Origin of the sequence: Bradyrhizobium sp. AUGA SZCCT0283 (genome assembly GCF_018130385.1) — a bacterium.
Taxonomy (GTDB): Bacteria; Pseudomonadota; Alphaproteobacteria; order Rhizobiales; family Xanthobacteraceae; genus Bradyrhizobium.
Genome location: NZ_JAFCLU010000033.1, coordinates 1 through 25521, shown reverse-complemented (window position 1 = coordinate 25521; position 25521 = coordinate 1). Strand labels below are relative to the sequence as shown.

Here is a 25521-nt window from a genome sequence, read left to right as displayed (position 1 = left end):
GGTTCGAGACGCGCGAAGACGCGCTCCTCACCATGAGGGGTAACACTTTTCCTAATTGATCAAACGGCTGTTGAGCGGCGGCAGGAACTGGTCGTCGAAGATGTCAGAGGCCTGCGGCCGCTTCTGAAACTTGAAATCTTCCCCGACCTGGTCGATCGAGCGTTCGAAGCGCGCCGCATCGATCGCGCCGATGCCGTTGCGTTTCACTTCGCTGGTCAGGACGTTGTCGCGCAGGATGGCTTGCAGGCGTTCGAGTTCGAGGTCCTTTGAGCCGCCGTCCATGCGATTGGCGACTTCGGTCGCGGCGCCCGCCGGGTGCTTGATGGTCAGATGCAGGCCGCCGATCACGGCTCGCACGAACCCCTTCACCGCCTCGGGCTTGGCGGCCGCCAGCGCCGGATTGACGATCACAGCGAAACCATAGGCCTCGCAGCCATAGTCGGCGAATTTCAGCACCGCGAGATCGTCGGCCGGCACGCCGCGGTCCTTCAAATGGATCGCCGACAGATAGGAAAATCCGGTCACGGCATCGATCTGGCCTGCCGACAACATCGGCTCGCGCACCGCGGCGCTGATGCTGCTCTGTTTCACGGTCTTGATCTTGATGCCGTTCAGGTTTGCCACCGCCGGCCACAGCCGGACCGACAGGTCGCCTTCGGCGACGCCGAGAGTCTTGCCCTCGATGTCAGTCAGCGCGCGGACGCCACGGCTCCTGCGGGCGATGATGGAATAGGGCGCCTTGTTGAACAGCACGAACACCGCCTTGATCCTGGGGCCGCCCTGCTTGTCCTTGTCGCGAAACCGCATCAACGCGTTGATGTCGACGAGGGCAAAATCGCTGGTGCCTGCCGCGACGCGCGCAATCGCGTCCAACGATCCGCTGGCGATGTTGGTCGTGACCGCCAGCGCTTCCGCGCCGAACAGGCCGCCGGCTGTGGCCATAACGAACGGCGCAGCCGCGGCGTCGATCGGACGGTCGAGCGAAAACTGGATCTGGAGCGGGGCCCGAGGCTCGTCTGCGGCCAGGACATTGCTCGCCATCAAGCCCGCAATCGCACACAGCCCGGCAAAGGAGGCCAAGAGAGTGCTCAGGCGGGAGCGGATGGCTTTGGTCCTGACAGCACGCATCGAGGTTACATCAGCACGAGGTGGGACAAGTTGCCGCGCCGGCGATGACTGTTTCGTGACATCGCCAACGGCTTGAATCGCCTTTGGGCGAGCCATTCTGCAGCATCTAACCTGAACGGTCGATGACTGCCATGATTTTGCCAGGGATCGTTCAGCTGCCGTTCGGAATGGGGAACCTAGTGTGCGCTCAGTGGTTAGCTATCTGAGGCCTGTCGGGCCAGCTCCCACGGAGGATATCGAGATGTTTGCGCGAAAAGGTGTGTTCTCATCGATCGGCCGCGCCGGCGCGGCTGCGACGGTGGTGGCGATGGCGCTGACGGCCGTGCAGCCGTCGATGGCCTTCGCGGGCTCCGCGTCTTCGGCCAAGGGTGTGACCGCTTCGACCGGGACCAGTGACGCGACCGACATCAGCGCCCGCCGCAGGCACTACCATGGTGGCGGCGGTGCCGCCGCGGCAGCAGCGTTCGCCGGCATCGTCGGTACAGGCCTTGCGATCGCGGCCGCCCAGAACCGCCGCGACTATTATGACAGCTATGGCTACTACGACGGCGGGCCTGCCTATTACGGTGGACCCGTCTACTACGGCAGCCCGGGTTACTACGGCGGCGGTTACTATCGATCGACCGTGCCCTACTATCGCGGGCATCCCCTCGCTGACTGGTAAACGCGGCCGCTAAAATCGCGATCGTTAAGATGAATCCACCGGCCGTCCCGGCCGGTGGATTTTTTTATGATTGCAAGGTCGGCCGTTAACACGCTCGCCACGGCTTTGCATTAGGTTCGCAGGATGAGTGATTCGCTCGCACGGCTTTATCAGGCTGTCCTCGCGGCCAAGGATCTCGATCCGGCAACGTCGCGAACGGCCCGGCTGTTTCTGCGCGGCCCCTCCAAGATGGCCAAGAAGCTCGCCGAGGAAGCCATCGAAGTCGTCATCGACGCCGTCAACGGCAAGACCGAGGCGGTGGTGCGCGAGAGCGCCGATCTGCTCTATAACCTGACCGTCCTGTGGGCTTCGGCCGGTGTGAAGCCGGAGGACGTCTGGCGCGAAATGGAGCGGCGCGAGGAAATGCTCGGCATCGCCGAGAAGCTGCCGAAGTCGGCGGTCAAGATGCCCAAGGCCCTCGCGAGCAAGGCGCTACCTGCCAAGACGTTGCCCAAGGGCCTGCCCAAGGATCTGCCGAAGGCGACGGCGTCCCCCGCGGTCCGGCGGCGAATTGTCGCGCTGGAAGGCCGCTCCTTGCGTAAACGGCACTAATTCCTCTCGAATTCCGTCCTTTCCGGCATGGACAAATCCGCCGCATGATGGTTCATGCGGCCATGCTGAAACGGACCTACGACTGGTGCATCGACGCCGCCGACAAGCCCTACGCGCTCTGGATCCTGGCGGCGGTCGCCTTCGCGGAAAGCTCGTTCTTCCCGATTCCCCCCGATATCATGCTGCTGCCGATGTCGCTGGCGCGGCCGAAGAAGGCATGGTGGTTCGCGACCGTGTGCACGATCGCTTCCGTCGCCGGCGGCCTGCTCGGATACGCGATCGGCGCGCTGCTCTACGATTCGATCGGGCACTGGCTCATCACCCTTTACGGCCTCAGCGACAAGGTCGAGACCTTCCGGGCCTCCTATGCCGAATGGGGCGCGGTGATCATCCTGGTTAAGGGGCTGACGCCGATCCCCTACAAGCTCGTGACCATCACCTCGGGCTTCGCGGGCTACAATATCTGGCTGTTTGTCCTGTGCTCCATCGTGGCGCGCGGCGGGCGCTTCTTCGTGGTCGCAGTCCTGCTCAACCGCTACGGCGACCTGATCCGGAGCGAACTGGAAAAGCGGCTCGGCCTGTGGGTCGCCGTCGGGGCCGTCGTTCTGGTGCTCGGCTTCTACATCGCGTTCAAGCTGATCTAGCGCAAAGCGCGCTTGGCCGTTTCTCGGGCTTTGGGCTACGCTCGCTCACATGCTCGATCGTATCAGCCATGTCATCCGCTTCGGCTCGCAACTCGTGACCTTTGGCCTCGTCGTGGCCATGTTTCCGATCGAAAGCGCCTGGCCGCAGGCCGCGCCGCAGCCCACGCTCGGCCTGCAGTCGCCGGCGCAGCAACCGGTGCCGGCCCAGCCCGGGCCGCAGCAGATCGAGCCGGCCCTGCCGCGACGCGAGGAAAATCCGGGCCTGATCAACGAGATCGGCAAGCTGTTCGAGAAATCCAAATCGCTGCTGCCGTCGCTGAAGAGCCCGAGCGAGACCATCGACGATTTCAACGCGCGCACCAAGGACGCCGGCCAGAGCCTGTCGAACGTGGCAAAGCCCTCGACCATGGTGAGCGGACGGGCGGCGTGTCTGGTGGCGGCCAACGGCGCGCCGGACTGCAAGGCCGGCGCCGACCGGCTGTGCCAGAGCAAGGGCTACAAGGAAGGCAAGAGCCTCGACACGGATGCAGCCGAGAAATGCTCGCCGAAAGTGTACCTGCCGGGCTACAAGCGCCAGCCGGGCGACTGCAAGACCGAAAATTACGTGACGAGGGCGCTGTGCCAGTAGCGCATCTCCAACGCCGGAGAAGGTCATGCTCAAACGCATCGCCGCCAGCGTCAAAACGCAATACTTGACACTGGAAAGATTGCCTTGTTGGTTGGTATGACGTCTGGCATCTCTAGGAGCATGATCCGGAAAAGTGGGTACCGGTTTTCCGAAAAGATCATGCTCAAACAAAATAGCTAGGGCAGGATAACGATTCGTAGAAAAGTCATCCTGCTCCGCGTCGCTCGCCTGAATAACCAAAGGATCGCTTCGAATGTCCATGCCCGCGCTGTTCAAGGGTCGCCTGTCGATACCCGTGATCGGGTCGCCGCTGTTCATCATCTCCGTGCCCGATCTGGTGATCGCCCAGTGCAAGGCCGGCGTGGTCGGATCGTTTCCGGCGCTGAACGCGCGGCCGGCGTCGCTCCTCGACGAGTGGCTGGCGCGGATCACGGAAGAGCTCGCGGCCTACGACAAGGCGCATCCGGAGCGGCCGTCGGCGCCGTTCGCGGTGAACCAGATCGTTCACAAGTCCAACAACCGGCTCGATCACGACCTTGCGGTGTGCGCGAAGTACAAGGTGCCGATGTTGATCACCTCGCTCGGCGCGCGTGAGGATCTCAACAAGGCGGCGCACGACTGGGGCGGCATCGTCTTCCACGACGTGATCAACCAGAAATTCGCGCACAAGGCGGTCGAGAAGGGTGCCGACGGCCTGATCCTGGTGGCGGCCGGCGCCGGCGGCCATGCCGGCACGATCTCGCCGCTTGCCTTCGTCGAGGAGACGCGCGCCTGGTTCGACGGGCCAATCGCGCTGTCGGGCGCGATCGCCAACGGCCGCGCGATCCGCGCGGCGCGCATTCTCGGCGCCGACTTCGCCTATATCGGCTCGGCCTTCATCGCGACCGAGGAAGCCAACGCGGTCGAGGGCTACAAGGAGATGATCACGTCTTCGTCGGCGGAAGACATCGTCTATTCGAACCTGTTCACCGGCGTGCACGGCAACTATCTCAAGCCGTCTATCGTCAAGGCCGGTCTCAATCCCGACGATCTGCCGACCTCAGATCCCTCCAAGATGAGTTTTGGCACCGACGCCTCCGGTGAGCGCAGCAAGCCGAAGGCGTGGAAGGAAATCTGGGGCTCTGGTCAGGGTATCGGCGGCATCGGCAAGGTCTTGCCGGCCGCTGAATTGATCGCGCGCTTCAAGAAGGAATATGACGAGGCGGTCGACCCCGCATTGTGATGCGTCTTGCGGGGCGCGCCCCGTCGTGAACGCGACGGAGGATCGATGGTGGCCGGACAGGATCTGAGTGCGCATGTCGCGCTGGTGACGGGCGCGTCCCGCGGCATTGGCGCGGCGGTTGCGCTGGCGCTTGCGGAAGCTGGCGCCGCTGTCGCGGTGAATTATCGCGAGCGGGCGGAAGCCGCGGAGGCGATTGTCGCGAAGATTAAAACTGGCGGCGGCCGCGCCATCGCGGTCGCGGCCGATGTCTCGCAGGCGGCGAGCGTTGCCGGTCTGGTTGAACAGGTCGCTTCCGCGCTCGGCCCGATCGACATTCTCGTCAACAATGCCGGCGTCGCGATCGTGCGCGGCGTCGATGATCTGACCGAGGACGATTTCGACCGCACCATTCTGGTGAACCTGAAATCGGCGTTTCTCTGCACCCAGGCTGTGCTGCCGGCAATGCGGGCGCGCAAATGGGGCCGCATTGTCAACATCTCCTCGGGCGCGGCGCGTGGCGCCGGCGCCATCGGCCCGCATTACAACGCTTCCAAGGCCGGCATGGAGGGGCTCACGCGCGGCTACGCGGCGCGGCTGGTCAAGGAAGGGATCACCGTCAACGCGGTGGCGCCGTCGCTGATCGCAACCGACATGATGGGCGGCCGGACCGATCTGGCGCGCAACATCCCGCTCGGCCGCATGGGCCAGGCCGAGGAAGTGGCGCAAGCCGTCGCGATGGTGCTCGGCAACGGCTACATGACCGGACGGACCATCGTCCTCAACGGCGGCATGGCGTTCATTTGACCGATAGATGCACGCGCATGGCCCTTGCGCATTGCGCGCAAGGGTCTGCCGCGCCGTGGCCTCGACTCCCCGAGGCGAAGCAGGCAAGAAGCGGTTCCCCTTGATCGACAGGACCTCTCACCCGATGGATGCCATCTTTCGCGTTGACGGCAACAACGTCGTCACCAGCCCCTATGCGGCGGGCCCATGGGACCCGAGCATGCAGCACGGCTCGCCGCCGGCGGCGCTGGTGGTGTGGGCGGCGGAGCGGATTCCGACGCCGGTCGCGATGCGGGTCTCGCGCGTGACCGTCGACCTGATGCGCCCCGTGCCGGTGGCGCCGCTGACGATCGAGAGCGAAGTCTTGCGCGAGGGGCGCAAGATCCAGCTCTGCGCCGTCAGGCTGCTCGCCGGCGGCGTGGTGGTAGTCGGCGCGACCGTGCTGAAGATCAAGGTGCAGGCGCAGGAATTGCCGCCTGAGGCTGCGATCCTGCCGGTCGAGCTTCCCGGACCGGATCAGTCGCGCGTCGAGCCCGCCGATTTTTCCTCCAGCCCATTCGTCACCGGCATGTCGCTGCGCGCCGCCCGCGGCCGGTTCGGCTCGCCCGGTCCCGGCGCGATCTGGTACCGCGTCGATCGGCCGATCGTGGCAGGCGCAGCCGTTTCGCAGGCGATGCGGGCGATGGCGGCGGCGGATTTCTGCAATGGCACCTCGGCTGTGCTGGATTTTCGCGAATGGACGTTTCTCAACGCCGATCTTACCGTGAATTTCTCGCGCGAGCCGGCCGGCGACTGGATCCTGCTCGATGCGGAGTCCTGGATCGGTCCCGACGGCGCGGGGCTCGCCATGGCGCGGCTCGCCGATGCGCGCGGCTATTTTGGCCGCGCGATCCAGAGTCTGGTCATAGAGAAGCGCTGAGCGCAGGCGTCAGGCATATGAGGCCGCGATCACAGGGATCGCGGCCTCCTGGTCATTCGAGATCCAGCGGCTGATAGCGTCCGCTCTCATCGAGCGCCGTGCCCCACACCTTGTTCGAGGCCTGGTGCTCGGAGCGGCCGAAGCTCAACTGGGTCCCGAGACCGAGGTCGAGATTGCGCATCGTCTCCAGCGTGTCGATCAGCTTCTCCGTATCGATCTGCGGGCCGGTCCGCTTAATGCCCGCGATCAGGACGTTGGCGGCGACATAGCCCTCGAACGAAACGTAGTCGGGCGCTTCGCCCGGGAAATATTTGGCGAGCGCGTTCTTGTATTCGAGCACGGCCGACGAATAGCCCGACACCGCCGGCACCACCTGCGTCACGATCACGCCGTTGGTGTAGCGCGGTCCCAGCAGCTTCAGTTCTTCGGCAAGCGCGGTGGAGCCGACGAACGAGACATTGGTGTAGATCATGCTGGGAAAGAGATCGCGCGTCTTCTCGATGAACCTTGCCGCGGCCCGATAGGTAGGCACCATGACGACCGCCCTGATGGGGGGCTTCTGCAGCTTCAACTGGTTGACCGCATCTTCCACATCCACGGTGTTTCGCGCGTAGTTGAGCCGGAGGATGGTGCCGTCGTTGACGCCAAGGGCACGAAACGCCTTTGCGACTCCTGCAAATCCGGCGTCGCCGTAGGAGTCCTGCTGCGCGAAGACCGCGATCTGCCTGGGCGGTATTCGGCGGATCTTGACGAGGTAGCGAACGACCGCGTCGGTTTCCTGGGCGTAGCTGGCGCGGTAGTTGAAGACGTAGCGGTCCGGCGGATCGTTGCGCAGGATGTTGGCGCCGGTGAAGGCTCCGAAGAACAGCATCCGGCGTTCGAGCGCATAAGGGATCGCCACCACCGCGGTCGGGGTGCCGACATTGCCGACGATGCCGAACACCTGGTCCTTCTCATAGAGCTGCTTCATGGCCTCGCCGGTGCGCGAAGGTTCGTAGCCGTCGTCGGCGGCGAACAATTTCAGCATCCGGCCGTCCACGCCGCCGGCATCGTTGACCCGGTTGAAGGCGGTTTCGATTCCGAGTTTCATCTGGCGCCCCAGCTCGCGGGCCGAGCCGGAGAAGGGAGCGGCGATGCCGAAGCGGATTTCCTTTTCGCCGATGCCGCGGGGCAGCGGTCCGGCCGGGACATTGGCCGTCGGCGCGGTCGCTGCATTCGCGGCGGTCGCCGCGGCGGCAGGCGACGGGCCGATGACGCTGGAGAGGCTCGGTCCGGAGATCGAGCGTTCGAGATCGGCAAGCTGACGGTCGGCCCGGATACAATCCATCCTGCCCGAGGTCACGGCGGCGCGTCCTTCGGCCACGGTGCGATCGAACGTCTGGGTGAGATCAGAACGCTCCGCCTCGTTCGACGAGGCTTCCCGGATCACCTGTGAAAACTTGTCGACGATGGTCTGGATGCGGGGACGCGCAATGTCGCGGCAGGCCTGGGCCGAGCCGATCACGGGGCCGACGCGGCCGGCAAGGTCGCGCACGATCGCAATGTCGCCGGCGGCCTGGGCGCTGCCTGCGATCCCGAGGAGCACGGCCCCGACCAGCAAGGTGATCCGGTGCGAGGTCATGGCAAACTCCTTGAGAACAAGTCCGCTGTAAGTCGGTTCTCAGGCATTGTCAGCCCTCCGTCTGGATTATGGGTTGGTGCGTTGTGGCGTGGCCGGATCCGGCTTCTCGCGCCACTGCATGAACTGCTGGAGCAATTGCCCGTCCTGCTCCGACGCCGGCGGAGCGCTCGCCGGCGAGGCGGCGAGAAGGGCCTGGAACTCGTTGATCGCAGGCCTTGGCGCAGCCTCTCCGGATGGAGACAGCGCGTTCTTGATCGACTGTGCGACGCTGGCGAACGTCGACGACTGCTCAACATCGCTCTGCCGCGATCCGGGCACGGCGACGACGAAGAACAGCGCCACCAGCGCCGCGACGCCGATGGCGGCGGCGAAGCGTGCCGCGACGGTCCACAATGCCTTCTTCGACTCCAGGCCGGGTTCGTGCATGACCTCGGGATCGAGGGGATGCCGCAGCGCATCGGATACCGCGCTCTCGAGCTGGGAGTCGAACGACACCGGAGAAAACGGCGTCTCCGGGCTTGCTCCGCGCGCAGCCGACCGCTCACGCAGCGAGCGCGGCGCGTAGTACAGGGGATCGCGGGGATTGAGATGATCCTGCTCACTCACACTACTCATACGCATACTCCTCATAACACTTGGCGGATTACCCGGCGGAATTGTTGGCGGCGATCACGGCTGCGGACTTATCGGACAAGGGGTTAAGACGATGGAGCAGGCGCGCGGAACAATCCACGTCCGCTCTCCAGGTGCTGCTAAATTTGCCTGGAAGATTTGAATCAAAGTGCAGCGCGTCGGCTCTTCGTCCGACGACACCTGCCTGCGAGATCATGTCTCGCGACCACACCATCCCCACGGCTTCCACTGCCCTAGTCCCCTGCCGGCAAATGTCCGTCTGCCCAACGGCACGAGCTGCCAGACCTAGGAGTCCACCAGCACACATAAGTTTGTTGGAACCGCGCGAGGACTAATTTAGGTCGGAAACGTGACGAAAGTAAGTTGAGGTTCTGTTAACTACAACTCACGGAACCCCTTTCCGCAAAGCGTTTGACGCGCGTCGCCCGTCGCCGACAGCAAGAATCGGCCACAAATGTGCCGGATTTGCCGCCAGTTACGCGCTTTTCTGCGCGCAGCGCGCGTTGTCGCATTAATTACTCGTTAACCAAGTTCGCCGATTGTTAACCATTCAATAAGAAAGACGAGTCGAACATCATGGACGTCCGAGCTGATCCCACGCGTCAATTGGTCCGGCTGCGCGGCCGTTCCTATGTCGCGTTCGTGTTCAGCCCCGTCGTGCCGATCGTGGAATGGCTCGCCGAGATCGACGCTACGCTGGCGCGCTCGCCGGGCTATTTCGTCGGCAAACCGATCGTGCTCGATCTCGCAGCCGTCGACCTCAGTAGCTCCGCCATCGCTCATCTCGTCGGCAGCCTCAACGAGCGCAGCATTCGCGTCCTCGGCATCGAGGGCGTGGAGGAAGAGCGCCTCGCGGCAAACATGCCGCCCCTGCTGACCGGCGGCCGCGCCTGCGTGATCACGCGCAGCGAGCCGGTGCAGAAGCCCGAGCCCGAAGCCAAGCCGAAGCCGACGTCGCTACTGCTCGATAGCCCGGTGCGTTCGGGTCAGTCGATCGTCTTCATGGAGGGCGATGTCACCGTGCTCGGCTCTGTCGGGTCGGGCGCCGAGATCGTCGCCGGCGGATCGATCCACATCTACGGCACGCTGCGCGGCCGCGCGATGGCGGGTGTCAACGGCAATTCCAATGCGCGGATCTACTGCCAGAGGATCGAGGCGGAGCTGCTCGCCATCGACGGCTACTACCAGACTGCAGAAGAAATCGACGTCTCGCTCCGCAACCGCCCGGCGCAAGCCTGGCTGCAGGGCGACACCATGAAAATTACCCCGCTGAATTAACCGGCTAAGGAGATCACGTATGGCCAAGGTCCTGGTCGTTACCTCAGGCAAGGGAGGCGTTGGAAAGACCACCTCTACGGCGGCGCTCGGCGCCGCGCTTGCCCAGAGCGGGCAAAACGTCGTGGTGGTCGATTTCGACGTCGGCTTGCGCAACCTCGATCTCGTGATGGGCGCCGAACGCCGCGTGGTGTTCGACCTCATCAACGTGGTGCAGGGCGTCGCCAAGCTGCCGCAGGCCTTGATCCGCGACAAGCGCCTCGAAAATCTCTGGCTGCTGCCGGCCTCGCAGACCCGCGACAAGGATGCGCTGACCGACGAGGGCGTCGGCCGCGTCATCGCCGAACTCAGGAGCCGGTTCGACTGGATCCTGTGCGACAGCCCGGCCGGCATCGAGCGCGGCGCGACGCTCGCGATGCGCTACGCCGACGAAGCCGTCATCGTCACCAATCCCGAGGTTTCCTCGGTGCGCGATTCCGACCGCATCATCGGCATGCTCGATTCAAAGACGGTGAGAGCGGAGCGCGGCGAGCGCGTGGAAAAACATATCCTGATCACCCGCTACGATCCGGCGCGCGCGGCGCGCGGCGAGATGCTCAATATCGACGACATCCTGGAAATCCTCGCGACACCTTTGCTCGGCATCATCCCCGAGAGCCAGGATGTCCTGAAGGCGTCCAATGTCGGCACGCCGGTGACGCTCAACAATGCCGAGAGCGCGCCGGCCCGCGCCTATATCGACGCCTCGCGCCGCCTGATGGGCGAGGAAGTCGCCATGGTCGTGCCGGCCGAACGCAAGGGCTTCATGGATCGGCTACTGGGTCGGAGGGCTGCATGAGCATGAGGCTGCTGCGGCTGTTCGGCAGCCGCGAAGCGACTGCCCCCGTTGCGCGGGAGCGGCTGCAGATTCTGCTGGCACACGAGCGCGGGCTGCTCGGCCAGTCCGACCTGCTCGTCACGCTGCGGGAGGAAATCCTCGCGGTGGTGTCGAAACACATACAGCTCGATCCCGACAAGGTCATCGTCAAGCTGGAGCGCGGCAAGACCGTCTCGACGTTGGAAGTCGACATCGAGGTGCCCAATAATTTCGACAAGTCGAAGGCGGCCATCGAGAGGCGCATGGCCGGCTAGGCATCTTTCGTGTCCCGGATGCTGCGCCGCGTCCGCGACACCATCGTTCCACCGTGTGAGGCCTACCCCACCATCCGGTCGCGGCCGGTCCAGAAGCCGGCCTTCAGCACCTTCTTGTCGACCTTGCCGACCCCGGTCATTGGAAGCTCAGTGACGAACTTGATGTGCTTGGGCGCATGCGCCGAGCCTTTTTTCGCCTTCACGAGGTTGATCAGCTCATCCGCATTCGGCCGGGTGCCTTCGCGGGCGACTATCACGGCGGTGACGGCCTCGCCCCATTTGTCGTCGGGCACGCCGACCACGGCGACCATCGCGACGTCGGCATGCTGCGACAGCACATCTTCGACCTCGCGCGGAAAGATGTTGAAGCCGCCGGAGACGATCATGTCCTTCTTGCGGTCGAGGATGAACATGTAGCCGCGCTCGTCTGATCGCGCGATGTCGCCGGTGTGCAGCCAGCCGCTCTTCAACGTCTCTGCGGTCGTGTCCGGCCGCTTCCAGTATTCGGCCATCACATGGCTGGCGCGCACGCAGATTTCGCCGGCCTCGCCGGTAGCGACTTCCCGGTCGTCATTGTCTAGAATTTTGACCTGACACGCGGCGATCGGAAAGCCGCAGGACAGGAACAATTCCGGCGTCCTGGGATCGTGATCGGCCTTGCGCAGCACCGACACGGGATAGCATTCGGTCTGGCCGTAAAGCTGCGAGAACACCGGCCCGATGCGCTCGATACCCTCGATCAGCCGGCTCGGCGACATCGCGGACGCGCCATACAGCAACAGTTCGAGCGAGGAGAGGTCGGTCTTGTCGAGGGAAGGATGATCGAGCATGACGTAGATCATCGTCGGCACGAACAGGGTGAAGTTGATCTTCTCGCGCTCGATGGTCTTGAACACCGCCTCGGGATCAAAACCCTTCAGCATGTGCACCGTGCCGCCGCGCATCAGCGTCGGCAGCACTTTGGTCCCCGCGACGTGGCTGATCGGAGCCACCGTCAGGTAGCGCGGCGTGTCCGGAATTTCGAAATCGGCCATGATCGCGCTGGTGGAACCGCCGAGTTCGCGGTGGTGCCGCAGCGCGCCCTTGGATTTTCCCGTCGTGCCGCCGGTATAGTTCAGCGTGGCGATGTCGTCTGGACCGGCGAAGTTGCGCGCCGTGGCGCTGCCGGTCGCTTCGATCGCCTGCAGGAGATCGGCGCCGTAATCGGCCGGCCCGAGCGTGAAAACGGTTTTCAGGCTCGAGGCCCTCGCGACGAGTTCGCCGCCGCGGTCACGGAACGTCACGCCATCGACCACCAGCATCTGCGCTTCCGAATCCTCGAGCTGGAATAGCTGATCGTCCAGCGAACCCAAGGGATGCAGCCAGGTGATGGCGAGCTGCGATAATTGCGCGGCGACGCTGGCGCACCAGGCGTCGGCGCGGTTGGCGCTGAGAAACGCGACGCGGGTGCCGGGCTCGACGCCCAGCTGCATGAACACGCTTTGCATGCGCCCGATCATGTCGGTCGCGCCGCGATAGGTGATCGATCCGCCCGGCCAGCTGAACGCCGTCCGCTCCGGGTAGCGCGCCAGCGCCCGCAAGGTCTGCTCGCACACCGCCGGAAACGCATAGAGCGGATTGCTCATTCTTTTCTCCCGCTGCTTTGTAATTGGCCTTCGCCCGTGCCAATGTTGGCGGCAACGCTAGCACAAAGAGGAAGCGGCTCAAGCCAGGATGACGCAACCAACCGACCCTCTCTCGCGCTTTCGCGACCGCCTCAGCCTGCCGCTGATTGCCGCTCCGATGTTTCTCGTCTCGGGTGTCGAGCTTGTGGTTGCCGCGTGCCGCAACGGCGTGATCGGCTCTTTCCCAACGGTAAATTGCCGCAGTCCCGAACAGCTCGAGCAATGGCTGACGGATATCGATATCAGGCTGAAGGCGCATGCGGATGCAAACGGCAAACCGTCAGCGCCGGTGTGCGCCAACCTGATCGTGCATCGCTCCAATGCGCGGCTGGAGCAGGATCTGGCGGTGCTGCTGCGGCACCGGCCCGAAATGGTGATCACCTCGGTCGGATCGCCGGCGCCGGTGATCGGGCCGCTGCACGCCGCCGGCGCGCTGGTGTTTGCCGACGTCGCCTCGATCCGCCACGCCGAGCGTGCCGTTGCCGCGGGCGCGGACGGACTTGTGCTGCTGACGGCCGGCGCGGGCGGCCAGACCGGCTGGCTCAATCCCTTTGTGTTCGTACGTGCGGTGCGGGCCTTCTTCGACGGGCCGATCGTGCTGGCGGGCGGTATCACCGACGGCCACGCACTTCGTGCCGCGCAGGCGCTCGGCTGCGATCTCGCCTATATGGGCACAAAATTCATCGCCACGCGCGAGAGCATGGCGGATATCAGATACAAGGAGTTGTTAGTTGCCAGCACGGCCGACGATGTCCTGCTGACGTCAGCGTTTACGGGCCTGCAGACCAACATGCTGCGCCCCTCGATCGAGGCGGCCGGCCTCGATCCGGAAAATCTGCCGGAGCGTGGCGCGATCGATATCGGCAAGGACATCGACATCGGTGCGCGCGAGGGCCGTCCAAAACGCTGGAAGGATATCTGGAGTGCAGGCCATTCCGTCTCGGGCGTGACGGAATTGCTTTCGGTCGATGAGCTTGTGGCGCGCACATCAGCGGAATTTCGCGAGGCCGCCGCGCGCGTCAGACTTGACTAGGGCGCTGCGCTCGTCCCTGCATTTGGCGGCGATTGCAAAGTTCCCGGCGATCAAGCGCTGCGGCATTTTTGTGATGCGGAAATGCCGGGCGAAATGCCAAGAGAAAACCGTCGCTATGGCAAACTTCCGACACAGGATGACGGCGAAAACAGGCGATCCGACATGACGCACGCGCGAGGGCGAGGCCTATCCCGGTTTCGCCGTCGGGCGCATTTTTTCCAAAGAGGTCTTCGTGTCGCTCAAACTCCTGCCGTCGATTCTCTTCGCCTGCGTCTTGTTTATTGTTCCGGCTTTCGCGCAGCCCGGCGCTGCGCCGGCTGCCCCTGCCGCCGATAAGGCTGACGTGCTTTCGCCCGATCAGGCGAAGCGGGCGCTCGAGACCCTTTCCGACGACAACAAGCGCACTCAGATGATCGAGACGCTGCGCGCGATCGCCAATTCCTCGCCGCAACCGCAGGCGGCGCCCGAGCCGAAATCCGCGATACCGCTGACGGCGGACAGCCTTGGCGCACAGCTCCTGCTGACTGTGTCCGAGCAGGTCGGCGAGATCTCGCGCGAGGTCGCGGATGTCGTGCGGACGCTGACGCATTTTCGGGCGTTCTATTACTGGTTCGTGCGGACCGCCAACGATCCCTCCGCCTATCATCAGCTGCTCGATATCGCCTGGAAGCTGGCGCTGGTGTTCATCTGCGCTCTTGCCGCCGAGTGGCTGGTGTTCCGCCTCATCAAACGGCCGGTGACGCTTCTGGAAGCGCGGCTTCCGCAAACCGCGCGAGCCCCGGTGCAGGCGCTGGACGTGGCCGATCCACCATCGTCAGCGGCAGACGTTGCCGCGGCACCCGCGCTGCATCGGCGGCGCCTCAGCCTGGCGCGCACCTGGCAGTCGCTGGTCCGGCTGCCCTTCGTGCTGGGACGTCTCGCGCTTGAATTGGTCCCGGTGCTCGTCTTCATCGGGATCGCCACGATGTTGCTGGGCACCGGGATCGGCGATCTCTCAACCACCCGGCTCGTGATCCTCGCGGTCGTCAATGCCTATGCGCTGTCGCGCGCGCTGATCTGCGTGGTGCGGGCGCTGGCCGGGCCATTCGGCCTGTTTCGCGTTCGCGCCGAAACCGCCGCCTATATCGAAATATGGGCGCGCCGCATCTTGACCGTCGCCGTCGCCGGGATAGCCTTCGCCAATGTGGCGCTGCTGCTGGGCCTGCATCGCGCCGGCTACGCCGCGTTGCTGCGCCTGGTGATGCTGGTCGTGCATCTCTTTGTCGTCGTCGTCATCCTGCAGTGCCGCCGACAGGTCGCCGAGGCCATTCGCGCGCCGGTCGGCCGCGACGGAGCGGCGGCCCGGATACGCAACCGCGTCGCCGGCCTCTGGCATTATCTGGCGACCGCCCTCGACCTCGCTCTGTGGGCGGTGTGGGCGCTGAACATCCGCAACGGCTACTCGCTGCTGCTGCAATATTTCGTCGGCACCATCGCGGTCGTGCTGATCATGCGGCTCGCGACCATGCTGGTGTTGAGCCTGATCGATCGGGGCTTTCGCATCAGCCCGGATCTCTTGCGCCGCTTCCCGGGCCTGGAGACCCGCGCCAACCGCTACCTGCCGCTGTTGCGCAACATTGTCTCGGCGGTGATCGCCTTCATCGGCCTCGTTGCGCTGCTGGAGGTCTGGGGCGTCGATGCCATCGTCTGGTTCTATGGCGGCCAGATCGGCAGCCGGTTGCTATCGGCGGTGGTGACGGTCGGCATTGCCGCGCTGGCGGCGGCGGCGATCTGGGAAGTCAGCAACGCGCTACTGGATCGCAAGATCAATGCGCTGTCGCGTGAGGGCCATTACGCGCGCGCGGCGCGCTTACGCACCTTTCAGCCGATGCTTCGAACCGCGCTGCTGTGCGTGATCGTCACCGTCGTTGGCCTCACCGCGCTGAGCGAAATCGGCGTCAACGTTGCGCCATTGCTGGCCGGCGCCGGCATCGTCGGTATCGCCATCGGCTTCGGCTCGCAGAAGCTGGTGCAGGACCTCATCACCGGGTTGTTTCTGCTGCTCGAAAACACCGTCCAGGTCGGCGACAACGTCACGCTGTCGGGCCTGTCGGGCGTGGTGGAAAACGTCTCGATCCGCACCCTTCGTCTGCGCTCCGGCGACGGCTCGGTGCATATCGTGCCGTTCAGCGCGGTGACGACGATCACCAATTCAAGCCGCGGCGCCGGCAATGCTGCCGTCAGCGTCAACGTCTCCTACAAGGAAGACACCGACCGCGCCGGCCAGATCCTCAGGGACATCGTCGCCGAGATGCGCCGCGAGGTGGAGTTCCAGAATTTGATCCGCGGCGATCTCGAACTGTGGGGCGTCGACAAGGTGGACGGCTCGATGGCCTCGATCGTCGGCCAGATTCGCTGCACCGATGCCGGCCGCTGGCCGGTGCAGCGCGAATTCAACCGCCGCATGAAGCGGCGATTCCAGGAGTGCGGCGTGGAAATCGCGCCCACGAGTCAAACCATTCTCATGCAACTGCCGGCGCCCGCGCCTGCCGAGGCGGCCGCGAATGCAGCGCCGAGGCGGGCGGCCGGCTAATTCGCCACGAAATACCAGTCCTTGTCGTAGCGGACGAACTGGCTCGGCGGCTTGTCCCCGAACTCGAAGAACTTTTCGGGATCGCCGCCCGGCGGCACGCGCAGGAAGCCGGTGAAATAGTGTTTTAGGCCGCGTGAGGTCAAAAACAGCACATAGACGCCTTCATCGGCCTGATCGACGACGATGTCGTTGCCGCCTGCGGAAACGTTGGGTTCGCGGTCGCCGAGCGCGATCAGGTTTTCGTTGTGGCTGACATTGGGTTTGAGTTCGCCGGCCTCGACCCGCGCCACGATCCGCTCGCGAGTCTTGCGGTGCCAGTCGAAATTCTGCTGCAGGGCGATTTGCTGCAGCGGCGCGTAGACCAGCGCGGCAAGCGTCAACGCGCAGATCAGAAAGGGGAGGGCGAACCTCAGTCCGCTTTTTCGGATTCGGAGCAGCAGCGTCGCCGACCACACGACGCAGCCGAAGAACACGAGCGCCATCAGCGGCACCACCACGAGCAGGACGAAGCCGGACGGCCAGTCCGCCATCGCCAGTTCGAAGGTCGCGACCGACAGCGTGAAGGCTGAAATCGCGACGGCCGCCGCCAGCGCGGCGCGGACCGACGGCCCGGTCGCGGCCGTTGTCGTCTGAGGTGTCGTTTCAGCCATGCCGGGCTGTTCCGCTCCGCCGTTCGCTTTAGGTCCCGGCCCGTGCCATTACGAGGCTTAACGCGCCGTTAACCATATCAGCCCCAACAATAGCCCCAGAGGATGGTCGGCCGCCACGGCCGGCCCGGCGGCAAACCGAGGGGGCGCGGAATGGATCTGGACCGGTATTTTGGCAAAACCTCAGCGACCCTCGAGGAGATCCGGCGGCGGGTGATGTTTGCGCTCGATCGGCATCCGCTGTGCCGCGGTATCGAATTCGACGTCGTCAGCATGCCCCGCAACCGCAAGGCCAACTGGACCGTCACACTGCAGGCGGTCGCCCCCGACGCCCTGTGGGAGGCGTCCGATATCGTTGCCGATATCCAGGAGGCCTACGAATTGGCCGCGGCGGCTTGATTCCGGGCTGTTTCGGGACGATTTCCCCAGTTTTTTGATCGCGTTACGGCTCCGATCGGCATCGTAACGCCTCAATTGTCGTCCAGTTTTCGGCAAAAGGGCCAAACGTCGGCGGGAATGGAGACCTTTTTGACCAAAACGATGACCATCGTTGCGCTGATCGGCTTTCTCGTGGTCGGCGCCGCCGCTACTGCCATTCTCGGCCGCGACAGCGTACCTGCGGCGCCGCCCCAGCTGGCTGCCGCGTCTGCTGTTGCCGCCCAGGCGCCGGTTTCGAACAGGGAAAACAAGAAGGACCGGCTGGCCGTCGTGAGCTACGCGCTGGCGGCCTACGAATCGCCGCAGACCACCGCGGCGTTGAGCGAGCCGTTGCGCCAGGCCTATGCGTCGACCGCCCCTGTCGATATCGGGCTGCCGAAGGAGGTCGCGCCTGCCGCGGCACAGGCTGTGCCGCCGAAGCCCAAGGCTGTCGCAAAACCCCAGCCGCAGAAAAACTACGCGCTGCTGAGCGACGTCCAGATCGCCGGAATCAAGGACCGTCTGAAACTGTCCTCCTCTCAGGAATCCTACTGGCCGCCCGTGGAAAGCGCGCTGCGCGCCGTCGCCCGCAAGATTCATGCGGGCCGGCAGGCCAACCCGAATGCTTCGGGCGTGCCGATCGATCCCGAATCCGCAGAAGTCCAGCAGTTGAAATCGGCGGCGATGCCGCTCTTGTTCCAGCTGCGTGAAGACCAGAAGAGCGAAGTCCGTTCGCTCGCCCGCATCATCGGTCTGGAAAAAGTCGCCGCGATGATCTGAGCGGCGAGCGCTGCGATTGCAGTGCTACCGGTTCCAATTTCCTCACAATACCGTGCCGGAACATCGGCCCATTCAACGCGTTGCCCGCGTGGATGAGGGAGCCGAACCATGCGGACATCGACGGCTTATTTTGCAGGCGTGGGAACCGTGATCGTGGCGGTCGCCGCTGGTCTCGGCGGAGGCTATCTGGCTGCGAATATTGCCAGCCCGCCTACGCAGGCGGTCTCCAAGCTGGAACGCAGAATGTCGGCGGAGCCGATATCCGTCTCGACGGCACCAGCGGAGCCGGTGCCGCATGTGACTGCGACGAAACCCGCTGCCGCGCAGGCACAGCAACAGCCGCAGACGCAAACGCAGCAACAGCCGCAAACGCAACAGCCCCCGTCGCAAACACAGGCGGCCGGGCTCTCCGCCAATGCTCCTTCTGCTGAAGAGAAGGCCACCAACAATGTGGCGGCCGCGCAACCCGTACAGTCACCGCAGCAACCTTCGAAGCCCGCCGACCAGGCCGACGAAAAGACCGCCGCGCCTCGGGACGCCTTCGCCAGGTCTCGCGATGCCGACATCAAACGCGCAGAGGCCGAAAAGCGGCGCGCCGAACGGCGACAGCAATGGGCAGACAAGCGCCGCTTGAAGCAGCCCCGTGAGCAGGAACTCGAGGCGGTCGAAGAGCGAGTCCGGGAAGTGACCGAGCCGCGGCAGTTCTTCGCTGCCGAGCCGGTGAGGATCGAGACGCGCCGCATCAGGCTGTTCGATCAGGATTGACGGGCCTTCCCGGGACGATCCTCTTGACGATCCTTGCGGCAGGTTTCTACCCGCCGCGCGATTCCACCACCTTGCGGCAGCCGTCCGACAGCTTCTCCTTGTTCGCCTTCAGGCAGGCATTCATCTGCGGCGGCTTGCCGATATGTTCGGCGCAGAATTTTCCGGCATCCGAACGGCAGGCCATCTGCTCCTGGGGGCTCGGTCCGGATTGCGCCTGAGCCAGCGAGCCGGCGGCGAGCGACAGGATCAGCGCGGCGGCCGGGACGTGGATTGATTTTTTCATGGATCACCTTTCGACGGGAATGTGAGGGTTGAAAGCGCGCGGAAGCTCGTCGAGGTTGCGCCCGTGGTCCATGCCATGTTCATGGCGTCGGAAATCGGCCCTGCAAACGCCTGCGCGCACGCCCACACCATTTTCATGGGATGTTGCCGCGCCCTCCGATGGACCATGTACATCTCGCGTCGGCTGCGGTGACCGATCGGCACATCGCAAAGAGCTGCACGCCCAATTCGGGAGAGATGACAGATGTTGAAGAAGACAGGTTGGCTGAGCGCTGGTCTGACGCTTGCGGCGTTCTCGGCCGTGGCTTCGTTCGCGCTGGGCGGTGTGAGTTCGGCCCAGGCTGCGGTGGTTTACTGCAAGACGGTCGGCGTGCCGAAGGGTTGCGTGGCGCGGCCGACGCCGGTCGCGGTGGTCGCTACACCGGTCGTCGGCGTCGGCGCTGTCGGCGTCGGTGCTCCCGGCGTCGGCGTCCGTCCCGGCACGCCGATGAACCGCGGCGGTCCGGTCAATCGCGTCGGCCGCCGCTGAGCCAAAACGTAGGCTAGAGCAGGATCAGGTTGGGCCAAGACGGCGGACCATCCCGTGCCCCGGACGCAAGCGACGTGAGTGCTGCGAGCCGGGGCTCATTCTACTTTGCATGGGGTTGTTTTCGCAATTTGTGTCTGGACCCTCTCGTGTATCGCCGAGGGGTATCTGAACTGCGTCCGGGACACGAGATCGTTAATGCTTCGCACTGACCGCGAATCGATCCGGCTCCAACCCATTCCACTCTAACCGGCAGCGCCGTCGCTGTCGGGGAAGCGGTGGGGCAATGTCAGTCTCACGCGCGTGCCTTGATGGTCCCCTTGATCAGTCCCTTGGGTGCAGGAGCTCAGTTCCAGCTCCGCGCCGCAGCGCGCCGCGCGGCTTCGCATGTTGCGCAAGCCGCGCGCCGCCTTTATCGCGCCTGCCGCCGCACCATCCGACGTGATCTCAAAACCCTGGCCGTCGTCCTCGACGGTGATGCAGCCGCGGTCGAGGCCATCGGCGCCTGCGAGCGTCTCGATCCTCACCGTGATGCGCCGCGCATAGGCATGCTTGACCGCGTTGGTCACGGCTTCATCGAGCAGCCGCACGATCTGGATCACATGCCATGGCCGCAGTTCGGGATGTACCGGCAGGCCTTGCGGGGTGACCGCGCGCCAGTCGAGCGCGATGTCATGCGGACGCAGCTGTGCCATCGCGCGTTCGCGCCATGACCCCAGCGCCAGCATCAGATCGCCGCCGATGTCGTCCATGGAGTCGATGACGAGGCGCAGATCTTTCAGCGCCGCGCGCGCGGCATCGCCGATTCCCGCGCTGCCATTGCCGCGTTCGCTCAAGGCCACGATGCTGACGAGCTGGCCGCCGAGCCCGTCATGCAGGTCGCGCATCAGCCGCGTGCGCTCGCGCGCCAGCGCGGCGGCGCGGGCGCGCTCCTCCTCGCGGGCGAAGCTGGCCTTCAGCTTCTCTTCCGCCTCGCGCACCTGGGTGACGAGGCGGCCGGCAAAGCCGTCGACCTGGTTCAGCGCGCGGGCGAACCGCCAGGTCAGCCCCGCGCCGATCGCGACCAGCATCGCCGAATAGGACAGCCGCGCGGTGAAGATGCGATTGGGCATCATCTGAAATACCGAGAGCAGGTCGACGATCCAGCAGGTCAGCATGATCGTGACCGCGCAGCCGAGCAGCAGGCTGGCGACATTCCGCCGCTTCAGCATCGAGCGGGCGGTGACGACGGCCATGATGAGAAGGGAGACGCCAACCATCGGCACGGCGAGATACAGGAACAGCGCGCGCACCATCGTCTGGTTTCCGAACAGGCCGGCCAGCGCCAGCAGCGCGCCGGGAATGAAAATGATCCAGCCGTAGCGATGCCATTTCCAGCCCGAGAACAGCAGCGCAAATGTCAGCACCAGTCCGCTTTCAATCGGAGCCGAAGAAATCAGGATCACGTTGAGCCGGGAAAACGGCGTCTCGCCCATCGGCGTTTGCAGGAACGCCTGCCCGACACCCACCGCCATTGCCGCGGCCAGAACGCCATAGGCCGGCTCATGGCGCCGCATCACCCACATGATTCCCAGGATGACCGCGAGAATCGCCTGCCAGGACGAGAACACCACCGGCAAGGTAACGAAGATCAGCGTTCTCAGATTATAGCTCGGACGCAACAGCTCGTCCGGGCCGACCCAGATGCGGTCCAGGAATCCGGAGATCGGGCCCCAGATGAACAATCTGACCGAAACCTCGTTGGCGCCGTCGTGCAGCACCGACGCGGGGATCACCGCGATTTGCGGTGTGTTGCGGTCGGGACGGTTGGCGACGGGATCGCGCCGGCTGTCGAGGATCACGACGCCGTTGACGGTGACCTCGACGCCGTTGGTGAACCGCGGCACAAACACCGACCAGGCCCGCGCGGCCTCGCCGGCCGCGCGAACGAAGTGTCCCGTGAAGCGGGGCGGATCGTTCATCGCATTCCGCAACGGAGAGAAATACGGCAGCGTCACCGCGCGCTCGACCCCGGCTTCGGTGAGCTGGAACGCCGTGACCTGATACTGGGCGGGAGGTCCGGGAAGCGACTGCCGCAGCGCGAAGATGCATGCGGCCACGATCAGCGCCTGCAGCAACAGGTATTGGACCAGGCGGGACGTCTGCAGCCGCCGCCGTTCGCGGGCGGGCAGTTGTTCCGCCGTCGCGTCCTCGTCGTGGTCGTTCACAACTTTATCAAGCCTTGCTGGACCGCCTCGAACACCGCTTCGCCCCGGGTGTGAACCTCGAGCTTGCGATAGATGTTCTTGATATGCCCGGGCACGGTCTGACGCGACAGGCCGAGATGGCTGGCGATCTCGGCGTAGCTGAATCCCTTGGCGATGCCCCAGAGGATGTCGATTTCGCGCGGCGTCAGTTTGGCGGTGTTGAGCGCGGGGCCGGGCGGGGGCTCGGGCGAGCTCTGGGTTCGCCGCACGATGAAGCGCGCGATCGAGGCCGAGATCGGCGAATGCCCGGCGACGAGATCGCGCACGGTGGCGGCGATATCGGTCGGGAACGCGTCCTTGAGCAGATAGCCCGTTGCGCCGACGGTGATCGCCGAGATCACGCTTTCCTCATCGCCAAGGATCGAAATCACCATGATCTCGGTGTCGGGAAAGCGCTGCCGCGTTTCCCGGATCAGATCCACGCCATGGCCATCAGGCAGTTGAAGGTCGGTCAGCAGCACCTTTGGCGCACCTTGCGCCAGACAGGCGCGGGCTTCCGTGAGTGTCCCTGCGGCCCTGACCTGATATCCGGCCTTGGCCAGCGCGTCCTGCAGCCGCCAAAGCGTCGGCGCGTCGTCCTCGACCAGCACGACCGTGATGGCCTCCGCCTTCGGCCCATCGCTCAATGAATTCATCTGAAAACTCCGGCCGCCTGTCCCTGCGACCCTAGCCAAGTGTAACGCCGCGGCGGCTTTTTGCGACACCCATGTTCATGGGGCGGGATTTTACGAGATTCGGAGGAGGCGCGTCCGGCGGAAAAGGCTTATACGATTGCCTCCCAATGAGGCCCGCCATATGCCGAAAGCCCCCAAAAACGCCCCGCCGGACCAACACGCTTCCGAAGCAGGCCTTGCCGTCACACCCGATGATGTCAGAGTCGCGGCCGCTGCCATTTCCAGCTCGGTCATCGTCACCGAATGCGACCAGAGCCAGACGCTGAGCGAGATCTGCGGCTGCCATCTCTGGCTCAAATTCGAGAACCTGCAGTTCACCTCGACCTTCAAGGAGCGCGGCGCGCTCAATCGGCTGCTGGCGCTGTCGCCCGACGAGCGGCGGCGCGGCGTGATCGCGATGTCGGCCGGCAACCACGCGCAGGGCGTGGCCTATCACGCGCATAGGCTCGGCATTCCCGCCACCATCGTGATGCCGATCGGCACGCCGATGGTGAAGATCGAGAACACCAGGCGTCACGGTGCGGAGATCGTCATTTCCGGCAAGACGCTGGAGGAGGCCGCCGAGTTCGCGCGCGCGCATGGCAAGGCAGAGAACCTCACGATGATCCACCCTTACGACGATCCGTATGTCATCGCGGGGCAGGGCACCATCGCGCTCGAAATGCTTGCAGCGGTGCCGCAGCTCGATACGCTGGTGGTGCCGATCGGCGGCGGCGGGCTGATTTCCGGCATGGCGGTCGCGGCCAAATCGCTGAAGCCGGAGTTGCAGATCATCGGCGTCCAGGCGCAGCTCTATCCCTCGATGTACAACGCCATCAAGGGCGAGAGCCTGCCGATGCGCGGCGACACGCTCGCCGAAGGCATCGCCGTCAAGGCGCCGGGCCGCATCACCACCGAAATCATCCGCCGTCTCGTCGACGACATCATTCTCGTCACGGAGGACCAGATCGAGCGTGCGGTGGCGATGCTGATCGCGATCGAAAAGACCGTGGTCGAGGGCGCCGGCGCCGCGGGCCTTGCCGCGGTGCTGGCCGCGCCGGAGCGTTTTGCCGGGCGCAACGTCGGCCTCGTCCTGACCGGCGGCAACATCGATACGCGGCTGATCGCCTCGGTGCTGACCCGCGAACTCGCGCGCGAGGGGCGGCTGACGCAGATCGCCATCGACATCGTCGACAGGCCCGGCCAGTTGGCCGCGGTCTCGGCGCTACTCGCCGAAGCCGGCGCCAACATCATCGAGGTCTCGCACCAGCGCACGTTCTCCGACCTGCCGGCCAAGGGCACGCTGCTGGAAGTCGTGATCGAAACGCGGGACCGCGTCCATCTGGAAGATGTGATGAAGCGGCTCGGTGAAGCCGGGTATACAGCGTGGCTGCCGGGGCGGCGGTAACGTAGCGTTTTCGAGCGCAGCAGATACTGGTTCGCGCAAAGGAAACCGGCGTCAAGGCGACGTGCTGGGCGCAAACCCGTGCATTCAGAGTGACCGGTGAAGGCCTGCTGCTGAGCTGCGCTTTTGGTCGGGCCATCTATCGGCATACTCAACACACCTTCCGATATGCGACGTCGGGAGAGTTTGTCCGGCACTGGCTCGATGATGACCGGAGCGCAGTATTGGATTCCTTTGTCGTGCAGTATTCGGGTCCGGGTCTCGTTTCCGGGCCAGAATGAATCCACCGCGTTGCCAGATTTGAGCCGCATTGTGACCCAAGTCGCGGCCAAAGGTCGTGCTGCGGGGGGCGCAACACCGGGGTTTCCATGTCCGGTCATTTGCGATTTTGCTTCGCCGCTTTTGTGCTTCTCGCAAGTCTCTCGACATCGCCTGCATCTTCGAATCCTTTTACCGATTTGTTCAATGTCGCTCCCCGGCAAGCCACTGCGCCCGCTTCCGCGGCAGCGGAAGAGGAGTGCTTGCCGCGGCCCGGCAAGTCGACGACGGCCGGCCAGCACTGGGTCTACCGTTTGGAGGGCCACCGCAAATGCTGGTTCCAGGCCGCTGAGGGGATCGCGGTGAAGAAGCAGGTTCGTCATCGCGCCGCGCAGGCGCGTGTCGCCGCTTCCGAGGAGAACGAGGCCGCGCGGCGCAAGCGGAAGGCGGTCGTGGATGCGCGGGCGGAGCTGCTGCGCTCCGCACCGGAAACGTCTCAGCCGATGCGGACCGCGCCCGAGCTCAAGGTGGTTGATGCCGCTTCCGTCCTGGCGACGGGGCCCGCGGCCTTCGCACCGCCGGCACCCATCGATAACCTCGCGACCGATCAGCTCACACCCGACCACCGCACGCCGCGCCAGGTCGACGTGGAGACGCTTCTGACGGCCGCACCGGCCGCTAGAGACGCGGTCGCCGCCTCCGTGCCTCTGGCCGCGCCGGTCGTCTTTCCCATCGCCGAGGCGGCCGACGACGGGCGGGGCTGGACGGCAACCTGGCTTGGCGTGCTGCTGATGGCGCTGGGGCTCGTCTCCGTTTTAGGCTCGAGCCGGACCCTTCGGAAGGCCGTGCTGTTGCGCGATTGATCGGGGACGGAGTTGGTGGCCATCGCGGACGACGGATTCTGGAGCCTGATGCTTCATATCACCCTTGGCTTCCATCCGGCCGCATCTGCGACCAGGCTCGATGTCCGAGATGGGTCCAGGCTGTGTGAATACGTTTTTCCACCCCCAAAAACTGCACGCAACCAGGGACGATCCGCGTCGACACGACGGTCT

26 protein-coding genes are annotated in these 25521 nt (G+C 64.7%); 18 read left to right on the top strand and 8 right to left on the bottom strand.

What is annotated here, in order from left to right:
• Positions 1-51 precede the first annotated feature (51 nt).
• Positions 52-1128, bottom strand: coding sequence for an ABC transporter substrate-binding protein (locus JQ624_RS31255; RefSeq protein WP_212422753.1), 1077 nt, complete (start codon positions 1126-1128; stop codon positions 52-54).
• 241 nt (positions 1129-1369) lie between these two features.
• On the opposite strand from JQ624_RS31255, the gene JQ624_RS31250 reads away from it, so the two are divergent.
• The 7 genes from JQ624_RS31250 (at position 1370) to JQ624_RS31220 (ending at position 6558) form a co-directional block, all read left to right on the top strand.
• Entirely contained in the window at positions 1370-1792 is a 423-nt protein-coding gene (locus JQ624_RS31250) for a hypothetical protein (RefSeq protein ID WP_212422752.1), read from the top strand.
• A 123-nt stretch (positions 1793-1915) separates the two neighbouring features.
• Complete coding sequence (hisE, locus tag JQ624_RS31245) at positions 1916-2383, top strand: phosphoribosyl-ATP diphosphatase (RefSeq protein WP_212422751.1); 468 nt, start codon at positions 1916-1918, stop codon at positions 2381-2383.
• 44 nt (positions 2384-2427) lie between these two features.
• The gene (locus JQ624_RS31240) at positions 2428-3027 is read left to right on the top strand and encodes a YqaA family protein (protein WP_212422750.1); all 600 of its coding nucleotides are present in this window, start codon (positions 2428-2430) and stop codon (positions 3025-3027) included.
• Positions 3028-3076: 49 nt separating this feature from the next.
• The gene (locus tag JQ624_RS31235; RefSeq protein ID WP_212422749.1) at positions 3077-3655 is read left to right on the top strand and encodes a hypothetical protein; all 579 of its coding nucleotides are present in this window, start codon (positions 3077-3079) and stop codon (positions 3653-3655) included.
• Between the two features lie 253 nt (positions 3656-3908).
• Entirely contained in the window at positions 3909-4877 is a 969-nt protein-coding gene (locus JQ624_RS31230; protein WP_212422748.1) for a nitronate monooxygenase family protein, read from the top strand.
• Positions 4878-4922: 45 nt separating this feature from the next.
• A complete protein-coding gene (locus tag JQ624_RS31225) occupies positions 4923-5660 on the top strand; it encodes an SDR family NAD(P)-dependent oxidoreductase (RefSeq protein ID WP_212422747.1) in 738 nt (245 codons plus the stop codon).
• A gap of 124 nt (positions 5661-5784) precedes the next feature.
• Positions 5785-6558 (top strand): thioesterase family protein, encoded by a 774-nt coding sequence (locus JQ624_RS31220; protein WP_212422746.1) that lies wholly within the window; start codon positions 5785-5787, stop codon positions 6556-6558.
• A gap of 52 nt (positions 6559-6610) precedes the next feature.
• On the opposite strand, the gene JQ624_RS31215 is transcribed toward JQ624_RS31220, so the two are convergent.
• Both JQ624_RS31215 and JQ624_RS31210 read right to left on the bottom strand, forming a co-directional pair.
• Entirely contained in the window at positions 6611-8179 is a 1569-nt protein-coding gene (locus JQ624_RS31215; protein ID WP_249130204.1) for an ABC transporter substrate-binding protein, read from the bottom strand.
• 66 nt (positions 8180-8245) lie between these two features.
• The gene (locus JQ624_RS31210; protein ID WP_212422745.1) at positions 8246-8794 is read right to left on the bottom strand and encodes a hypothetical protein; all 549 of its coding nucleotides are present in this window, start codon (positions 8792-8794) and stop codon (positions 8246-8248) included.
• A 594-nt stretch (positions 8795-9388) separates the two neighbouring features.
• Between JQ624_RS31210 and minC the strand changes: the two genes are divergently transcribed.
• From minC to minE, 3 genes are read left to right on the top strand one after another with little or no spacing between them, the layout of a single operon-like run.
• Positions 9389-10090, top strand: coding sequence for a septum site-determining protein MinC (gene minC / locus JQ624_RS31205; protein WP_212422744.1), 702 nt, complete (start codon positions 9389-9391; stop codon positions 10088-10090).
• Between the two features lie 19 nt (positions 10091-10109).
• Positions 10110-10925 carry a septum site-determining protein MinD gene (minD, locus tag JQ624_RS31200; RefSeq protein ID WP_212422743.1) on the top strand — a complete coding sequence of 272 codons (816 nt, stop codon included), beginning with the start codon at positions 10110-10112 and terminating at the stop codon, positions 10923-10925.
• Positions 10922-11218 (top strand): cell division topological specificity factor MinE, encoded by a 297-nt coding sequence (gene minE, locus JQ624_RS31195; protein ID WP_212422742.1) that lies wholly within the window; start codon positions 10922-10924, stop codon positions 11216-11218. Before minD ends, minE begins: the two co-directional genes overlap by 4 nt.
• Before the next feature lie 62 nt (positions 11219-11280).
• Here the strand turns inward: minE and JQ624_RS31190 are convergent, their stop codons facing one another.
• On the bottom strand, positions 11281-12843 hold the full coding sequence (locus JQ624_RS31190; protein WP_212422741.1) for an AMP-binding protein: 1563 nt from the start codon (positions 12841-12843) through the stop codon (positions 11281-11283).
• Positions 12844-12931: 88 nt separating this feature from the next.
• Between JQ624_RS31190 and JQ624_RS31185 the strand changes: the two genes are divergently transcribed.
• Both JQ624_RS31185 and JQ624_RS31180 read left to right on the top strand, forming a co-directional pair.
• Positions 12932-13915: a nitronate monooxygenase family protein gene (locus JQ624_RS31185; protein ID WP_212422740.1), complete on the top strand. Its 984-nt coding sequence runs from the start codon at positions 12932-12934 to the stop codon at positions 13913-13915.
• A 232-nt stretch (positions 13916-14147) separates the two neighbouring features.
• Positions 14148-16487, top strand: a complete 2340-nt coding sequence (locus tag JQ624_RS31180) for a mechanosensitive ion channel domain-containing protein (RefSeq protein WP_212422739.1) — start codon at positions 14148-14150, stop codon at positions 16485-16487.
• On the opposite strand, the gene JQ624_RS31175 is transcribed toward JQ624_RS31180, so the two are convergent.
• Positions 16484-17137: a hypothetical protein gene (locus tag JQ624_RS31175; protein ID WP_212422738.1), complete on the bottom strand. Its 654-nt coding sequence runs from the start codon at positions 17135-17137 to the stop codon at positions 16484-16486. The two genes, JQ624_RS31180 and JQ624_RS31175, sit on opposite strands and share 4 nt — an antisense overlap.
• Before the next feature lie 150 nt (positions 17138-17287).
• Here JQ624_RS31175 and JQ624_RS31170 point away from each other — a divergent pair, with 150 nt between their 5' ends.
• From JQ624_RS31170 to JQ624_RS31160, 3 genes are all read left to right on the top strand, one after another.
• Positions 17288-17533: a hypothetical protein gene (locus tag JQ624_RS31170; protein WP_212422737.1), complete on the top strand. Its 246-nt coding sequence runs from the start codon at positions 17288-17290 to the stop codon at positions 17531-17533.
• Positions 17534-17662: 129 nt separating this feature from the next.
• Entirely contained in the window at positions 17663-18331 is a 669-nt protein-coding gene (locus JQ624_RS31165) for a hypothetical protein (RefSeq protein WP_212422736.1), read from the top strand.
• Positions 18332-18478: 147 nt separating this feature from the next.
• Positions 18479-19096 carry a hypothetical protein gene (locus JQ624_RS31160; protein WP_312014523.1) on the top strand — a complete coding sequence of 206 codons (618 nt, stop codon included), beginning with the start codon at positions 18479-18481 and terminating at the stop codon, positions 19094-19096.
• Between the two features lie 46 nt (positions 19097-19142).
• Here the strand turns inward: JQ624_RS31160 and JQ624_RS31155 are convergent, their stop codons facing one another.
• The gene (locus JQ624_RS31155) at positions 19143-19379 is read right to left on the bottom strand and encodes a cysteine rich repeat-containing protein (RefSeq protein WP_212422734.1); all 237 of its coding nucleotides are present in this window, start codon (positions 19377-19379) and stop codon (positions 19143-19145) included.
• 243 nt (positions 19380-19622) lie between these two features.
• Here JQ624_RS31155 and JQ624_RS31150 point away from each other — a divergent pair, with 243 nt between their 5' ends.
• The gene (locus JQ624_RS31150) at positions 19623-19907 is read left to right on the top strand and encodes a hypothetical protein (RefSeq protein ID WP_212422733.1); all 285 of its coding nucleotides are present in this window, start codon (positions 19623-19625) and stop codon (positions 19905-19907) included.
• A 242-nt stretch (positions 19908-20149) separates the two neighbouring features.
• Here JQ624_RS31150 and JQ624_RS31145 read toward each other — a convergent pair whose 3' ends face one another.
• Both JQ624_RS31145 and JQ624_RS31140 read right to left on the bottom strand, forming a co-directional pair.
• Positions 20150-22111, bottom strand: a complete 1962-nt coding sequence (locus JQ624_RS31145; protein WP_212422732.1) for an ATP-binding protein — start codon at positions 22109-22111, stop codon at positions 20150-20152.
• Entirely contained in the window at positions 22108-22785 is a 678-nt protein-coding gene (locus JQ624_RS31140) for a response regulator transcription factor (protein WP_212422731.1), read from the bottom strand. The genes JQ624_RS31145 and JQ624_RS31140 overlap by 4 nt, the downstream gene beginning before the upstream one ends.
• A 160-nt stretch (positions 22786-22945) precedes the next feature.
• Here JQ624_RS31140 and JQ624_RS31135 point away from each other — a divergent pair, with 160 nt between their 5' ends.
• Together JQ624_RS31135 and JQ624_RS31130 are read left to right on the top strand one after the other, a co-directional pair.
• A complete protein-coding gene (locus tag JQ624_RS31135; protein ID WP_212422730.1) occupies positions 22946-24211 on the top strand; it encodes a threonine ammonia-lyase in 1266 nt (421 codons plus the stop codon).
• Between the two features lie 518 nt (positions 24212-24729).
• Positions 24730-25329 (top strand): hypothetical protein, encoded by a 600-nt coding sequence (locus tag JQ624_RS31130; protein WP_249130203.1) that lies wholly within the window; start codon positions 24730-24732, stop codon positions 25327-25329.
• Positions 25330-25521: the final 192 nt, after the last annotated feature.

Excerpts from the sequence above, each read along its gene's own strand:
- JQ624_RS31255 (WP_212422753.1), bottom strand. The coding sequence starts at position 1,128 with ATGCGTGCTGTCAGGACCAAAGCCATCCGCTCCCGCCTGAGCACTCTC.
- JQ624_RS31250 (WP_212422752.1), top strand. The coding sequence starts at position 1,370 with ATGTTTGCGCGAAAAGGTGTGTTCTCATCGATCGGCCGCGCCGGCGCG.
- hisE (WP_212422751.1), top strand. The coding sequence starts at position 1,916 with ATGAGTGATTCGCTCGCACGGCTTTATCAGGCTGTCCTCGCGGCCAAG.
- JQ624_RS31240 (WP_212422750.1), top strand. The coding sequence starts at position 2,428 with ATGATGGTTCATGCGGCCATGCTGAAACGGACCTACGACTGGTGCATC.
- JQ624_RS31235 (WP_212422749.1), top strand. The coding sequence starts at position 3,077 with ATGCTCGATCGTATCAGCCATGTCATCCGCTTCGGCTCGCAACTCGTG.
- JQ624_RS31230 (WP_212422748.1), top strand. The coding sequence starts at position 3,909 with ATGTCCATGCCCGCGCTGTTCAAGGGTCGCCTGTCGATACCCGTGATC.
- JQ624_RS31225 (WP_212422747.1), top strand. The coding sequence starts at position 4,923 with ATGGTGGCCGGACAGGATCTGAGTGCGCATGTCGCGCTGGTGACGGGC.
- JQ624_RS31220 (WP_212422746.1), top strand. The coding sequence starts at position 5,785 with ATGGATGCCATCTTTCGCGTTGACGGCAACAACGTCGTCACCAGCCCC.
- JQ624_RS31215 (WP_249130204.1), bottom strand. The coding sequence starts at position 8,179 with ATGACCTCGCACCGGATCACCTTGCTGGTCGGGGCCGTGCTCCTCGGG.
- JQ624_RS31210 (WP_212422745.1), bottom strand. The coding sequence starts at position 8,794 with ATGAGTAGTGTGAGTGAGCAGGATCATCTCAATCCCCGCGATCCCCTG.
- minC (WP_212422744.1), top strand. The coding sequence starts at position 9,389 with ATGGACGTCCGAGCTGATCCCACGCGTCAATTGGTCCGGCTGCGCGGC.
- minD (WP_212422743.1), top strand. The coding sequence starts at position 10,110 with ATGGCCAAGGTCCTGGTCGTTACCTCAGGCAAGGGAGGCGTTGGAAAG.
- minE (WP_212422742.1), top strand. The coding sequence starts at position 10,922 with ATGAGCATGAGGCTGCTGCGGCTGTTCGGCAGCCGCGAAGCGACTGCC.
- JQ624_RS31190 (WP_212422741.1), bottom strand. The coding sequence starts at position 12,843 with ATGAGCAATCCGCTCTATGCGTTTCCGGCGGTGTGCGAGCAGACCTTG.
- JQ624_RS31185 (WP_212422740.1), top strand. The coding sequence starts at position 12,932 with ATGACGCAACCAACCGACCCTCTCTCGCGCTTTCGCGACCGCCTCAGC.
- JQ624_RS31175 (WP_212422738.1), bottom strand. The coding sequence starts at position 17,137 with ATGGCTGAAACGACACCTCAGACGACAACGGCCGCGACCGGGCCGTCG.
- JQ624_RS31170 (WP_212422737.1), top strand. The coding sequence starts at position 17,288 with ATGGATCTGGACCGGTATTTTGGCAAAACCTCAGCGACCCTCGAGGAG.
- JQ624_RS31155 (WP_212422734.1), bottom strand. The coding sequence starts at position 19,379 with ATGAAAAAATCAATCCACGTCCCGGCCGCCGCGCTGATCCTGTCGCTC.
- JQ624_RS31150 (WP_212422733.1), top strand. The coding sequence starts at position 19,623 with ATGTTGAAGAAGACAGGTTGGCTGAGCGCTGGTCTGACGCTTGCGGCG.
- JQ624_RS31140 (WP_212422731.1), bottom strand. The coding sequence starts at position 22,785 with ATGAATTCATTGAGCGATGGGCCGAAGGCGGAGGCCATCACGGTCGTG.
- JQ624_RS31135 (WP_212422730.1), top strand. The coding sequence starts at position 22,946 with ATGCCGAAAGCCCCCAAAAACGCCCCGCCGGACCAACACGCTTCCGAA.